Below are 14,722 nucleotides of genomic sequence, written 5' to 3'. Positions count from 1 at the left end.
GCCATTTAGGGCTATGCCCGCCTGATTCAGTGCTATGCATTGAATCAGGTTCTTTTCGCGTTGAACAATATCAAGATACGGCTATTCGCAGGGAGTGGATATGTTTACCAACGTAAATGTTGATTGTTGCAAAACACCAGGATGTAAAAACCTGGGGTTGCTGAATAGCCAGGATTATGTCGCACAGGGTAAAAATATTTTATGCCGTGAATGTGGTTACTTGTTTCCAGTGATATCTGAACAGTCGCTTAATATTTATCGTAATATTGTGAATCACTCCTGGAGAGGTTTGATTTGCCAATGTTCAACTTGCGGAAGTACGTCTCTCAAAAAATATGGATATTCTGCACAAGGCCAGAGAAGAATGTATTGCCATCATTGTGAGAAAACATTTATCACTCTGGAACATGTAATTACCACACCACGAGGAGCCCAGTTAGCATTGATGATTGAGCAAGGGGAGGCACTTGCGGATATCAGAAAGTCATTACTTCTTAACAGCACTGGACTTAGCCGAGAACTGTTAAAATTAGCGCGTGGAGCAAACTATAAAGAAAGTCGACAGCGTTTCTCTGCCTCTGATATTACCCTGAGTACCCGCGCTTTTCGCGTCAAGTATAATGGTAGCAATAACTCTCTTTATGCTCTTGTTACCGCAGAAGAACAAAGCGGTAGGGTGGTTGCCATCTCAACCAATTACTCCACATCTGCCGTAGAGCCACATTATCAATACATATCGAGCTATGAAGAGCGTATGCCTCCAGGGACGCTGGCACATCATGTCCAACGCAAAGAGTTACTCACTATGCGGCGGGATACCTTGTTTGATATTGATTACGGCCCGGCAGTTTTACATCAAAACGATCCGGGAATGCTGGTGAAGCCGGTTCTTCCTGCATATCGTCATTTTGAACTAGTCAGAATACTGACCGATGAACATTCCATTAACGTTCAGCATTACCTTGATCACGAATGCTTTATATTGGGCGGATGCCTGATGGCTAATTTGCAGCATATTCATCAAGGTCGCTGCTATATTTCCTTTGTCAAAGAGCGCGGTGTGGCACCTGCCAGCATTGATTTTCCACCGCGATTATTCCTTAGTGGTGGGGTACGAAACAATGTCTGGCGTGCATTTTCTAACCGCAATTATTCAATGGCTGTATGCAATCTCACTGGCAGTAAGAAAGTCCGCGAGATGCGGCATGCAACATTGAACAGTGCGACGCGTTTTATCCACTTTGTGGAGAACCATCCTTTCCTTATATCATTGAACCGAATGTCTCCTGCGAATGTCGTTTCTACATTAGATATCCTCAAACATCTGTGGAATAAAAAACTAGAGCATGGAACAATTTAATTATTACTTTTCCGAATAATTTCTTCAGAAATCTTGGCCTTAGACTATGATTAATGGGGGTTAAGGTCATCAGCCGCCGCTTTCGGGCATCAAAAACTCATCTCTCGCTGATGGCGCAATTCTTTTAATAGATCGTAAAAAACGAACTATTCCCACACTATAATCTGCTTTTAACGATGATTTGTGCGGGATAAAATAGTAAAAACGATCTATTCACCTGAAAGAGAAATAAAAAGTGAAACATCTGCATCGATTCTTTAGCAGTGATGCCTCGGGAGGCATTATTCTCATAATTGCCGCTGTCCTGGCGATGATTATGGCCAACAGCGGTACAACCAGTGGATGGTATCACGATTTTCTTGAGACGCCGGTTCAGCTCCAGGTTGGTTCACTCGAAATCAACAAAAACATGCTGTTATGGATAAATGACGCGCTGATGGCGGTATTTTTCCTGTTAGTTGGTTTGGAAGTTAAACGTGAATTGATGCAAGGATCGCTAGCCAGCTTACGCCAGGCCGCATTTCCAGTTATCGCCGCTATTGGTGGGATGATTGTGCCAGCATTGCTCTATCTGGCCTTTAACTATGCCGATCCGATTACCCGCGAAGGGTGGGCTATTCCGGCGGCGACAGATATTGCATTTGCGCTTGGTGTGCTGGCGCTGTTGGGAAGTCGTGTTCCGTTAGCGCTGAAGATCTTTTTGATGGCGCTGGCTATTATCGACGATCTTGGGGCCATCATTATCATCGCTTTGTTCTACACTAATGACTTATCGATGGCCTCTCTTGGCGTCGCGGCCGTTGCAATTGCCGTACTCGCGGTACTGAATCTGTGTGGTGTACGCCGCACGGGCGTTTATATTCTGGTTGGCGTGGTGTTGTGGACTGCGGTGTTGAAATCGGGGGTTCACGCAACACTGGCAGGGGTAATTGTCGGCTTCTTTATTCCTTTGAAAGAGAAGCATGGGCGTTCTCCAGCGAAGCGACTGGAGCATGTGTTGCACCCGTGGGTGGCATATCTGATTTTGCCGCTGTTTGCATTTGCTAATGCTGGCGTTTCACTGCAAGGCGTCACGCTGGATGGCTTGACCTCCATTCTGCCATTGGGGATTATCGCTGGCTTGCTGATTGGCAAACCACTGGGGATTAGTCTGTTCTGCTGGTTGGCGCTGCGTTTGAAACTAGCGCATCTGCCTGAGGGAACGACTTATCAGCAAATTATGGCGGTGGGGATCCTGTGCGGTATCGGTTTTACTATGTCTATCTTTATTGCCAGCCTGGCCTTTGGTAGCGTAGATCCAGAACTGATTAACTGGGCGAAACTCGGTATCCTGGTCGGTTCTATCTCTTCGGCGGTAATTGGCTACAGCTGGTTACGCGTTCGATTGCGTCCATCAGTGTGACAGGACGGTTTACCGGGGAGCCATAAACGGCTCCCTTTTCATTGTTTTCAGGGAGAGAAATGAGCATGTCTCATATCAATTACAACCACTTGTATTACTTCTGGCATGTCTATAAAGAAGGTTCCGTGGTTGGCGCAGCGGAGGCGCTTTATTTAACACCACAAACCATTACCGGGCAGATCCGGGCGCTGGAAGAGCGCCTGCAAGGTAAACTATTTAAGCGCAAGGGACGTGGTCTCGAACCCAGCGAACTGGGAGAGCTGGTCTATCGCTATGCCGATAAAATGTTTACCTTAAGCCAGGAAATGCTGGATATCGTGAACTATCGCAAAGAGTCCAATTTATTGTTTGACGTTGGCGTGGCTGATGCACTTTCCAAACGCCTGGTCAGTAGCGTACTGAACGCCGCAGTGGTAGAAGGTGAGCCGATTCATCTTCGCTGCTTCGAATCCACCCACGAAATGCTGCTGGAGCAATTAAGTCAGCATAAACTGGATATGATCATTTCCGATTGCCCGATAGATTCTACGCAGCAGGAAGGCCTGTTCTCCGTGAGAATTGGCGAATGTGGCGTGAGCTTCTGGTGTACAAATCCACCACCGGAAAAACCATTCCCGGCTTGTCTGGAAGAACGGCGGCTTTTGATTCCTGGACGGCGTTCAATGTTGGGACGCAAATTGCTTAACTGGTTTAACTCCCAGGGATTAAACGTAGAAATCCTTGGCGAGTTTGATGATGCCGCATTAATGAAAGCTTTTGGTGCGATGCACAATGCAATCTTCGTTGCTCCAACGCTTTATGCATATGACTTTTATGCCGATAAAACTGTCGTGGAAATTGGTCGCGTAGAAAATGTGATGGAAGAGTACCATGCCATTTTTGCTGAGCGGATGATTCAGCATCCAGCGGTACAGCGAATCTGCAATACGGATTATTCTGCGCTTTTTAGTCCAGCGGCGCGTTAATCGGCAACTCCCCCAAAGTTAAGGTGGGGGAGATAGATTAGTTGTATATAACCACAATTTTGACTCGGCTCATTATTTGCCCGCTTGAGACATTATTTCCATATGTACGCGGGCGAATAAAAAGAGGAATCTGATTACTTCCTTCATGGGGATGCTGAAAAGCATAGCTATTGCTTTTGCCATACAGGATTTCATTCGTATCATCATTCGAGAGTTGAAAGCCTACTTGACCAGCACCTTCCTCACTATTTTCTAACTCATTTTTTAATATGCTGCTCCCTGACTCCTGTATCGTCACTGGTTCAAAGTAATATTCAACTTCGCTGGGTTCAAAAACTAATTCACCTTGCTCGCCCTGGATGCAGTCAAATCTTATATGATGAAACTGATAATTTTCACTATTGATACGAGACAGTACAAATCGTCCAGTGTCGATGGATTTGTCTTCAAAACTACAAGTCATTAAGTTAACCTGTAAAATGGTATTTAAATTAAAGTTAAAACGGACGCTGTTACAATTAGTATTACTCCCTATGCATGAGTTCACTTCAATTTCGAACAACAAAGGAAAAGGTGCCCCTGGAAAAATATCTGAGATGTAAGAATTATCTGGTAACGAAGTAATAGAATATGGAATCGTGAAATTTATTGCAGATAAGATTTCTTCTAAATTATAAGATGATTTGCCGGGTAGTTCTATTTTTTTTACCGTTAGATTCAAAAGGAAAATTAATAATATAATGACGCCCCCCCCACTTTAAACCTTAAGGCGTTCAGTGTTAAAAAATGAACTTTAATGGCGTTGGTCGTATCTTGCAAATCCGCACACTCAATGATATTTCCAGTGTTTTCAATTTTTTCAACAGCGAGATTACCTTTCATATTAAGTGGTTTTAGAGTGTAAGTTCCACGTTGTTCACCGACATTGGTCAGTGTACAGGGAGCACTTTGCACAATAAAAGAATATAGACTCAAGGAGAGCAATAAAAGCCACTTCATAGTAAACTCCTTTTACTGACATATATATGTTTTATTTTCATTGATAACGTTTTTAAAAGTAATGGTACAAAATAAGTTCTGTTCATCGTTGAGAGCAATTTTTATGCCGGTGGATAAAGGTTGCATGATATTGGCAGAAAGGCTGTTTTTTCTGCCATTATCATAAAAATGATCATAATCACTCTGATGATTGTTTTTATCATTTTGGTGAAGATGGTCGCTGAATGTTCTATAAGCCTGTGAAGCATAACGCCATGCGGCTACGCTAAAGCGAGTAGCCGTTTGCACTAAATATTTATTATAGGCGACCTGATAGCTTGTACCTTCGTGTATTTTATCATTATATAACTTACTACTCGATCGGGTAGCGTCAAAAGAAATAGCACCCAGCGGTGTATTCCAACCATTTCCTAACGTTATTGCATTATAGTTATCGGTTAAAATCGTACCGCCATAAAGTGTCAAAAGATTGTTGAGGCCATATATATAATTTGCCTCGAGAAAGTCCTCCTGATTGTTTACACCATATATCTTACTGCGTCCGGCGATAAAATCGAAATTTGAAACACCTGGTTGCAGCATGTTGGGCACGGAAGAGTAGGGCACCAAAAAGGAACGAACACTACCATCTGCTTCTTTTATGCTGACATCGAGATCAGAGCCGCTGCCCGAAAGTTGCAAATCTGCGATAGTAAATGGTCCCGGGGGAACCTCTTTTTGGTAAATGATGTAGCCATTTTGCGAAACCGTTATCAATGCATTACTTTGCGCAATACCTTGTACTAAAGGTGTAAAGTTCTGCATAGAATCAGGTAGCATTTGCATATCGCGAAATAAGCGTATTCCGCTAAATCGCAGAGAGTCGAATATGAGTGAGGATGTGTAATTTTCTCCTATCTGAACTGTGCTTAATATTTGCGACCAGCCACGTTCCAGGTAAAGAGTATTATTTTGCCATGTGCCTTTCATATCATCAGGCTTGCTATAGCTGGCATCAGAGTGTATCTGCCAACTAAATAAATTTAATCCGCTGTTAAATCGGCCATAACTGGCTGTATTACTGTTATTATTGCTGTCATAAGAGCGATACTGACTTAAATTATAGGAGGTATAAAAAGCATCAATGCCGCGATCCCAACTTTCTGGGGGAACGTAGCCTCTTTCAAGTTCAATGATATACGCCTGTGGGATCGTTAAATTTAGTCGGTGTTCACTGATATTGACCACCATGAACCGCTTCATCCAGTGAAATACAATTATCTTCTGTATTGAGATTATCGGTCTTTACCCCCAGTGTTGTTAGTAGCACCTTAGGCAGACATGGTTTGGCTGGTGACTCTGGGATCGTGATATCTTGTTTCCCACGCCACTGGTGGTTTACATAAACATCAAGTTCGTAGTTTCCTGGAAGCGGTTGTTTATTATCTAAATGATATTCAGAAACTTTTTCTCCTCTCATGCCGCCGATCATAAAGTGTGTATCAAAAGTTTCTTCAGCATAACCTGGAAAAGAATACAAAATAATAATTGCAGCGACCCATCGTGTCGTCCTTAACATGACTTTTACCTGTTATTTTGCAGCGATTTTACTATTGATATTATTCCCGTAATCATCAACTACCGTTAGTTCATACTCTGAGGCGTTGTTATTTTTTAATGTAATGTCGTTATTAGAAAATGGAGGTAGTAATATACTTTCATTATTAACTTTCACATTTTGGGCTTTGATAGTTGTAATCGTTATCCAGTTCGCTGTTTCATTGTTTATTGAGATGGCATTATCTTTCTTTTTGATATTTAATTGAGACAGGCTTTTTTTATCTACCGGTGCTACTCCTTCGGGACGCCAAAATAACTTTATACGGTTTTGTAATGCAAGTTTAATTTTTTTTTTCCAGCATTTTGTGGGTTGTTTGGAGGGATGTCTATAACATTTAGATAAAATAAACTTTCTTTATTGTGAGGTAAATTGTTTGGCATTTTTTTATTTTTAGTTGTTGGCCAGAACCTCCTGCTACACGACTTACTGGCGGAGTGAGAATAAATGGGACCTGAATTTTTTCTGGCGCGATAGTTGTGTTTCCATCATCGATCCATGCCTGAATCAAAGAGGCATTTTTGCTTTGATTCATTAACTGTACGAGAACTTCTCTGTTTTTTCTGGATAGATAATACGCGTACCATAGATGACCACACCCGCATGAACAGGTAAAATAAAAAATGACATCAGCAATGCTGTTATAATTCTCATGTAATCACTCCGTAAATAATACCGGTAGCAGAGCTACCGGCATAAAAATTTTAATCTGCACTGATTTTAATCGTCACGGTTGACTCCACGGAACCTTTTGTTACAGGATCGGTACTTGTACGCTCATATTGTGCATTTATATTAAGAAAATATTGTCCAGAACCATTATCTTTCAGCGGTGTTTTTACACCTGGCAATATTCTTGTCATATTTCCATCACCGAGGAAAAAGGCAAAGCCAACGTTTTCAGCAGTTCCTTTATTCAACGTAAAGTTATTAGCATCAAACTCTGAGGCTAATACTTCGATATTTGGTGCTGTATTGCCATTACACTGAATTTCTAAGTCATGAGCGGTTGAACCGGTTTTTAAAGTATAGCTTTCATTATTAATAAGTTGATTCATTGCACTGGTTACAACATCTTCGACAACAATATCGGTTGTTGAATCACCATTAACAAAGTAACACGTTGTATCAACAACTTCTCCTCCAACGGTTAGTGTTCCTTGATCGACATCCTTGGCGAAGGTTGTTACGCTGAATATCAACGTTGTCGCCACGAACGGAATAATATACTTTTTCATAAATCATTCTTAATTGACTAGTATGGAAGGTTGCTCATTTTCAAACCTGATTATGTGATCAGGTTGTTAGTATTTATATTAATGTTTAAGTTTTTAAATTTTTGATGTGAAGTAGATGAAATGTTGAAAGTTTAATATTCTTCGTTGCTCGCTTCTTTATAAAAGTTCTGGGGTTCACTCATTAGAGTGAAGAGTAGGATATTTGAGTGCATGTTTCAGGTTTTTTTATTTCTCTGCAGTGAATTAATATACATCAGATGTAATTTTATTCTGAATAAGATCTTTCTTTGGGGGGGGGATCCTGATGAGGGATGTTTGTCATAAGGAACATACTTTCATTGATGCTCTGAAGGTATTTACTCATTTCCGGAGATGTTTTGTCGTAATCGTGCATATACTTACTCAATTCTTGATACACATCATTATTTAGCGTTACATTGTCGCGAACTAATGTTTGAACCAATGGAATCAAAATTTCGAAACGAGACGCTTTGTCATCAATACTTCCCAGTGTTTTGAATACTCCTGTATATATGTTACCTAAGTACTTATTGACAAGTTGAGTGGTCCATCGAACAGGCATAATATCTTCACAGAGAAGGTTTTTTATTTTTGTTTTAATGAAGAATACTCCAAATATATTACATTTTTTTAAGAAAAGATTATTTATTTCTCCATTGAAAAAGGTTGTGTTTGATAAGTCACTTTCAAAGCATGATATATTTGATAATATACAAGTGGAATAATAACCATATGTCAGGTTGCTCTTTTCTATCGTTAAGTTTGATAGCAATATTTTATGTATGTTAATATTTGGAGCAGTCAAGTACTGGATTTTTTGCTTGTTAAGTTCATAAATCTCCATGGATTTATTATAGGGTAATAAAAGTATAAATTCCTTTATATAATATCCGTCGTAAGAAAAGACAACATTAAATTTATTGGTGGTCGTTTTTTCAGTTGTGCAGCAAGCTGTTTTTTGTATTAATTGATTAGTCGTAATTTTAAAAGATGATAATTTTTCACAAAGCTGTAAATATGCTGTGTTGCTAGTTTTAAAATTCTGCCATGTTATATCTTGGTTAACATCGATGGATAAGTAAGGGATTTTTTGATATTGCCCATTGTATAACTCAGGGTATGTATTCATTTTAATTAGCTTTTTGAGTTCCTTGCTAAGATAACCTTTTTTCTTGTCTATTTCTCTGTATTTTCTGTTTAGCAAGGTATCCTGATGATCATAAAATGACTGAACTTTTTTGCAGGCTTCATAAAATATTTCAGGAGTATATAACTGATCGTATATTTCCTGATCGAAGTTTGTCTTTAAAAATTTAAGGAATTTGACATGGCAATCTTCTGATATCTTAATATCTTCAGTAATATATTCACTTGTGAAGTCATCAAAAACATCCAATCTAAGTAATGTGATGTTTTTGTCTTTTAAAAAAGAAAGTTGGATTGTGTGTTCTTGGACTTTACATCTATAAAAATGCGCATCTATCAAATTAGTCTGTTGAAATAAAAAATGAAGTGCTGGAGATATTTTAGGTAACTGTTGGCTTCTAAAAAAATCATCAAATAAAATAATTAACTCTGTTTTATACTCGCATAATATTTTTAATGAATTGTCTTTTCTTGTTTCCTTTATTGTTTCATTATCTGCTATATTTGATTTATAAAGATAATGTGGCAAAGTATATATACCATCTTTCATTATCAGTCCTTGAATTTGATGAGTTTTTTATTAATTTATTTTAAAGTATATGTGATTACTATCAAAAATCGCTCATTAGTTTTTAATAAGTACATTATAAATAAGTATTTGACCTGTATTGATTGTGGTTAATAATTTATTAGATTTAATAAAGTGATATTTATGGATGGTTAAAGAGTATAGGAATTTAATTCAAAAATAGAGTGATCTTAAGTTTAAGACCTCAATATGTATCACGATCTCCACATTCTATGTAGGGGAGTCTGGAGATTGAGTAGATATTCTTATTCAGAATGTATCAGCCGATGGTTCTGCGATTTTTAAGCCACGAAGAGTCCAGAGAGTGTAACGGCATGTCTGCAAGCACCTGCAACTTTTGACTCTCTGGCAATCGCCATTGTGTTCTCTCAGGCATCACAAAAGCCGCAGACATAAAAAAACCCGCTTGCGCGGGCTTTTTCACAAAGCTTCAGCAAATTGGCGATTAAGCCAGTTTGTTGATCTGTGCAGTCAGGTTAGCCTTATGACGTGCAGCTTTGTTTTTGTGGATCAGACCTTTAGCAGCCTGACGGTCCACGATCGGTTGCATTTCGTTAAATGCTTTCTGTGCAGCAGCTTTGTCGCCAGCTTCGATAGCTGCGTATACTTTCTTGATGAAAGTACGCATCATAGAGCGACGGCTTGCGTTGTGCTTACGAGCCTTTTCAGACTGAATGGCGCGCTTCTTAGCTGATTTGATATTAGCCAAGGTCCAACTCCCAAATGTGTTCTATATGGACAATTCAAAGGCCGAGGAATATGCCCTTTTAGCCTTCTTTTGTCAATGGATTTGTGCAAATAAGCGCCGTTAATGTGCCGGCACTCGTTACGTAGTGATGGCGCAGGATTCTACCAGCTTGCGTGGTGCGAATACAGCTTTTCCGCGATAAAAATTGCAGCAGGCGGTCTGTTTCTTCCCGTAATTTGCGGCATGGCAATGAAAAGCCACTTCTTTCTGATTTCGGTACTCAATCGCCGGTTAACCTTGACCGCTGTACAAGGTATACTCGGACGATTTTCACTGTTTTGAGCCAGACATGAAGCTGATACGCGGCATACATAATCTCAGCCAGGCCCCGCAAGAAGGGTGTGTGCTGACTATTGGTAATTTCGACGGCGTGCATCGCGGTCATCGCGCGCTGTTACAGGGCTTGCAGGAAGAAGGGCGCAAGCGCAACTTACCGGTGATGGTGATGCTTTTTGAACCTCAACCACTGGAACTGTTTGCTACCGATAAAGCCCCGGCACGGCTGACCCGACTGCGGGAAAAACTGCGTTACCTTGCAGAGTGTGGCGTTGATTACGTGCTGTGCGTGCGTTTCGACAGGCGTTTCGCGGCGTTAACCGCGCAAAATTTCATCAGTGACCTTCTGGTGAAGCATTTGCGGGTAAAATTTCTTGCCGTAGGTGATGATTTCCGCTTTGGCGCTGGTCGTGAAGGCGATTTCTTGTTATTACAGAAAGCTGGCGCGGAATACGGCTTCGATATCACCAGTACGCAAACTTTTTGCGAAGGTGGCGTGCGCATCAGCAGTACCGCTGTACGTCAGGCGCTGGCGGATGACAATCTGGCTCTGGCAGAAAGTTTACTGGGGCACCCGTTTGCCATCTCCGGGCGTGTGGTCCACGGTGATGAATTAGGGCGCACTATAGGTTTCCCGACGGCGAATGTACCGCTGCGCCGTCAGGTTTCCCCGGTGAAAGGGGTTTATGCGGTAGAAGTGCTGGGCCTCGGTGAAAAGCCGTTACCCGGCGTTGCAAACATCGGAACACGCCCAACGGTTGCCGGTATTCGCCAGCAGCTGGAAGTGCATTTGTTAGATGTTGCAATGGACCTTTATGGTCGCCATATACAAGTAGTGCTGCGTAAAAAAATACGCAATGAGCAGCGATTTGCGTCGCTGGACGAACTGAAAGCGCAGATTGCGCGTGATGAATTAACCGCCCGCGAATTTTTTGGGCTAACAAAACCGGCTTAAGCCTGTTATGTAATCAAACCGAAATACGGAACCGAGAATCTGATGAGTGACTATAAATCAACCCTGAATTTGCCGGAAACAGGGTTCCCGATGCGTGGCGATCTCGCCAAGCGCGAACCGGGAATGCTGGCGCGTTGGACTGATGATGATCTGTACGGCATCATCCGTGCGGCTAAAAAAGGCAAAAAAACCTTCATTCTGCATGATGGCCCTCCTTATGCGAATGGCAGCATTCATATTGGTCACTCGGTTAACAAGATTCTGAAAGACATTATCGTGAAGTCCAAAGGGCTTTCCGGCTATGACTCGCCGTATGTGCCTGGCTGGGACTGCCACGGTCTGCCGATCGAGCTGAAAGTAGAGCAAGAATACGGTAAGCCGGGTGAGAAATTCACCGCCGCCGAGTTCCGCGCCAAGTGCCGCGAATACGCAGCGACTCAGGTTGACGGTCAGCGCAAAGACTTTATCCGTCTGGGCGTGCTGGGCGACTGGTCGCACCCGTACCTGACTATGGACTTCAAAACTGAAGCCAACATCATCCGCGCGCTGGGCAAAATCATTGGCAACGGTCACCTGCACAAAGGCGCGAAGCCGGTGCACTGGTGCGTTGACTGCCGTTCTGCGCTGGCGGAAGCGGAAGTTGAGTATTACGACAAAACTTCTCCGTCCATCGACGTCGCTTTCCAGGCGGTCGATCAGGATGCACTGAAAGCAAAATTTGGCGTAAGCAACGTTAACGGCCCAATCTCGCTGGTGATCTGGACCACTACGCCGTGGACTTTGCCTGCCAACCGCGCAATCTCCATTGCACCGGATTTCGACTATGCGCTGGTGCAGATCGACGGTCAGGCCGTGATTCTGGCGAAAGATCTGGTTGAAAGCGTAATGCAGCGTATCGGCGTTACCGATTACACCATTCTCGGCACGGTAAAAGGTGCGGAGCTGGAGCTGCTGCGCTTTACCCATCCGTTTATGGGCTTCGACGTTCCTGCAATCCTCGGCGATCACGTTACCCTGGATGCCGGTACCGGTGCCGTACACACCGCGCCTGGCCACGGCCCGGACGACTATGTGATTGGTCAGAAATACGGCCTGGAAACCGCTAACCCGGTTGGCCCGGACGGCACTTATCTGCCGGGCACTTACCCGACGCTGGATGGCGTGAACGTCTTCAAAGCGAACGACATCGTTGTTGCGCTGCTGCAGGAAAAAGGCGCGCTGCTGCACGTAGAGAAAATGCAGCACAGCTATCCGTGCTGCTGGCGTCACAAAACGCCGATCATCTTCCGCGCGACGCCGCAGTGGTTCGTCAGCATGGATCAGAAAGGTCTGCGTGCGCAGTCACTGAAAGAGATCAAAGGCGTGCAGTGGATCCCGGACTGGGGCCAGGCGCGTATCGAGTCGATGGTTGCTAACCGTCCTGACTGGTGTATCTCCCGTCAGCGCACCTGGGGCGTACCGATGTCACTGTTCGTGCACAAAGACACGGAAGAGCTGCATCCGCGTACCCTCGAACTGATGGAAGAAGTGGCAAAACGCGTTGAAGTTGATGGCATTCAGGCATGGTGGGATCTTGATGCGAAAGAGATCCTCGGCGACGAAGCTGATCAGTACGTGAAAGTGCCGGATACGCTGGACGTATGGTTTGACTCCGGATCTACCCACTCTTCTGTTGTTGACGTGCGTCCGGAATTTGCCGGTCACGCAGCGGACATGTATCTGGAAGGTTCTGACCAGCACCGTGGCTGGTTCATGTCTTCCCTGATGATCTCCACCGCGATGAAAGGCAAAGCGCCGTATCGTCAGGTACTGACCCACGGCTTTACCGTAGATGGTCAGGGCCGCAAGATGTCTAAATCTATCGGCAACACCGTTTCGCCGCAGGACGTGATGAACAAACTCGGCGCGGATATTCTGCGTCTGTGGGTGGCATCAACTGACTACACCGGTGAAATGGCCGTTTCTGACGAGATCCTGAAACGTGCTGCCGACAGCTATCGTCGTATCCGTAATACCGCACGCTTCCTGCTGGCAAACCTTAATGGTTTTGATCCGGCAAAAGATATGGTGAAACCGGAAGAGATGGTGGTACTGGATCGCTGGGCCGTAGGTTGTGCGAAAGCGGCACAGGAAGACATCCTCAAGGCATACGAAGCATACGATTTCCACGAAGTGGTACAGCGTCTGATGCGCTTCTGCTCCGTTGAGATGGGCTCTTTCTACCTCGACATCATTAAGGACCGCCAGTACACCGCGAAAGCGGACAGCGTGGCGCGTCGTAGCTGCCAGACTGCGCTGTATCACATCGCAGAAGCGCTGGTTCGCTGGATGGCACCAATCCTCTCCTTCACCGCTGATGAAGTGTGGGGCTATCTGCCGGGCGAACGTGAAAAATACGTCTTCACCGGCGAGTGGTACGAAGGCCTGTTTGGTCTGGCAGACAGCGAAGCGATGAACGATGCGTTCTGGGACGAGCTGCTGAAAGTGCGTGGCGAAGTGAACAAAGTCATTGAGCAAGCGCGTGCCGACAAGAAAGTGGGCGGCTCGCTGGAAGCGGCAGTGACCTTGTTCGCAGAACCGGAACTGGCGGCGAAACTGACCGCGCTGGGCGATGAATTACGATTTGTCCTGTTGACCTCCGGCGCTACCGTTGCAGACTATAACGACGCCCCTGCTGATGCTCAGCAGAGCGAAGTACTCAAAGGGCTGAAAGTCGCGTTGAGTAAAGCCGAAGGTGAGAAGTGCCCACGCTGCTGGCACTACACCCAGGATGTCGGCAAGGTGGCGGAACACGCAGAAATCTGCGGCCGCTGTGTCAGCAACGTCGCCGGTGACGGTGAAAAACGTAAGTTTGCCTGATGAGTCAATCGATTTGTTCAACAGGGCTACGCTGGCTGTGGCTGGTGGTAGTCGTGCTGATTATCGATCTGGGCAGCAAATACCTGATCCTCCAGAACTTTGCTCTGGGGGATACGGTCCCGCTGTTCCCGTCGCTTAATCTGCATTATGCGCGTAACTATGGCGCGGCGTTTAGTTTCCTTGCCGATAGTGGCGGCTGGCAGCGTTGGTTCTTTGCCGGTATTGCGATTGGTATTAGCGTGATCCTGATGGTGATGATGTATCGCTCGAAGGCCACGCAGAAGCTAAACAATATCGCTTACGCGCTGATTATTGGCGGTGCGCTGGGCAACCTGTTCGACCGCCTGTGGCACGGCTTCGTTGTCGATATGATCGACTTCTACGTCGGCGACTGGCACTTCGCTACCTTCAACCTTGCCGATACTGCCATCTGTGTCGGTGCGGCACTGATTGTGCTGGAAGGTTTTTTGCCTTCTAAAGCGAAAAAACAATAATAAACCCTGCCGGATGCGATGCTGACGCATCTTATCCGGCCTACAGATTGCTGCGAAATCGTAGGCTGCATCC

General features: G+C 44.3%; 10 protein-coding genes and 3 pseudogenes. 7 read left to right on the top strand and 6 right to left on the bottom strand.

Annotated elements, in window-relative coordinates; genetic code table 11:
* The first annotated feature begins 100 nt into the window (after positions 1 to 100).
* The 3 genes from AABJ99_RS19800 to nhaR all read left to right on the top strand — a co-directional run bounded on the left by AABJ99_RS19800 (position 101) and on the right by nhaR (position 3,727).
* Positions 101 to 1,360, top strand: a complete 1,260-nt coding sequence (locus AABJ99_RS19800; RefSeq protein WP_039021791.1) for an IS1/IS1595 family N-terminal zinc-binding domain-containing protein — start codon at positions 101 to 103, stop codon at positions 1,358 to 1,360.
* 235 nt (positions 1,361 to 1,595) lie between these two features.
* On the top strand, positions 1,596 to 2,762 hold the full coding sequence (nhaA, locus tag AABJ99_RS19795; protein ID WP_039021792.1) for a Na+/H+ antiporter NhaA: 1,167 nt from the start codon (positions 1,596 to 1,598) through the stop codon (positions 2,760 to 2,762).
* Positions 2,763 to 2,827: 65 nt separating this feature from the next.
* Positions 2,828 to 3,727 carry a transcriptional activator NhaR gene (gene nhaR, locus AABJ99_RS19790; RefSeq protein ID WP_001300855.1) on the top strand — a complete coding sequence of 300 codons (900 nt, stop codon included), beginning with the start codon at positions 2,828 to 2,830 and terminating at the stop codon, positions 3,725 to 3,727.
* A gap of 37 nt (positions 3,728 to 3,764) precedes the next feature.
* Here the strand turns inward: nhaR and AABJ99_RS19785 are convergent.
* From AABJ99_RS19785 to rpsT, 6 genes and pseudogenes are all read right to left on the bottom strand, one after another.
* A pseudogene (locus AABJ99_RS19785) lies at positions 3,765 to 4,726 on the bottom strand (fimbrial family protein).
* A 102-nt stretch (positions 4,727 to 4,828) separates the two neighbouring features.
* Positions 4,829 to 6,284 (bottom strand): annotated as a pseudogene (locus AABJ99_RS19780) (fimbria/pilus outer membrane usher protein); the annotation flags it as partial.
* Positions 6,285 to 6,296: 12 nt separating this feature from the next.
* Positions 6,297 to 6,977: pseudogene (locus AABJ99_RS19775) on the bottom strand (fimbria/pilus periplasmic chaperone).
* A 50-nt stretch (positions 6,978 to 7,027) separates the two neighbouring features.
* Positions 7,028 to 7,561, bottom strand: a complete 534-nt coding sequence (locus AABJ99_RS19770) for a fimbrial protein (protein ID WP_322282159.1) — start codon at positions 7,559 to 7,561, stop codon at positions 7,028 to 7,030.
* Between the two features lie 265 nt (positions 7,562 to 7,826).
* A complete protein-coding gene (locus AABJ99_RS19765) occupies positions 7,827 to 9,278 on the bottom strand; it encodes a pentapeptide repeat-containing protein (RefSeq protein ID WP_338387412.1) in 1,452 nt (483 codons plus the stop codon).
* A gap of 484 nt (positions 9,279 to 9,762) precedes the next feature.
* Positions 9,763 to 10,026 (bottom strand): 30S ribosomal protein S20, encoded by a 264-nt coding sequence (gene rpsT, locus AABJ99_RS19760; protein ID WP_001274021.1) that lies wholly within the window; start codon positions 10,024 to 10,026, stop codon positions 9,763 to 9,765.
* A 102-nt stretch (positions 10,027 to 10,128) separates the two neighbouring features.
* On the opposite strand from rpsT, the gene yaaY reads away from it, so the two are divergent.
* From yaaY to lspA, 4 genes are read left to right on the top strand one after another with little or no spacing between them, the layout of a single operon-like run.
* Complete coding sequence (gene yaaY, locus AABJ99_RS19755) at positions 10,129 to 10,347, top strand: DUF2575 family protein (RefSeq protein WP_001353471.1); 219 nt, start codon at positions 10,129 to 10,131, stop codon at positions 10,345 to 10,347.
* A gap of 7 nt (positions 10,348 to 10,354) precedes the next feature.
* Positions 10,355 to 11,296, top strand: a complete 942-nt coding sequence (gene ribF, locus AABJ99_RS19750; protein WP_000767324.1) for a bifunctional riboflavin kinase/FAD synthetase — start codon at positions 10,355 to 10,357, stop codon at positions 11,294 to 11,296.
* A 42-nt stretch (positions 11,297 to 11,338) separates the two neighbouring features.
* Entirely contained in the window at positions 11,339 to 14,155 is a 2,817-nt protein-coding gene (gene ileS / locus AABJ99_RS19745) for an isoleucine--tRNA ligase (RefSeq protein ID WP_001600978.1), read from the top strand.
* Positions 14,155 to 14,649 carry a signal peptidase II gene (lspA, locus tag AABJ99_RS19740; protein ID WP_000083377.1) on the top strand — a complete coding sequence of 165 codons (495 nt, stop codon included), beginning with the start codon at positions 14,155 to 14,157 and terminating at the stop codon, positions 14,647 to 14,649. Before ileS ends, lspA begins: the two co-directional genes overlap by 1 nt.
* Positions 14,650 to 14,722: the final 73 nt, after the last annotated feature.

It is taken from the genome of Escherichia coli, from assembly GCF_036503815.1.
In the GTDB taxonomy this organism is placed as follows: domain Bacteria; phylum Pseudomonadota; class Gammaproteobacteria; order Enterobacterales; family Enterobacteriaceae; genus Escherichia; species Escherichia coli_F.
Note: the sequence above shows the minus strand (reverse complement) of the source record. Positions and strands in the feature narration are given on the sequence as shown.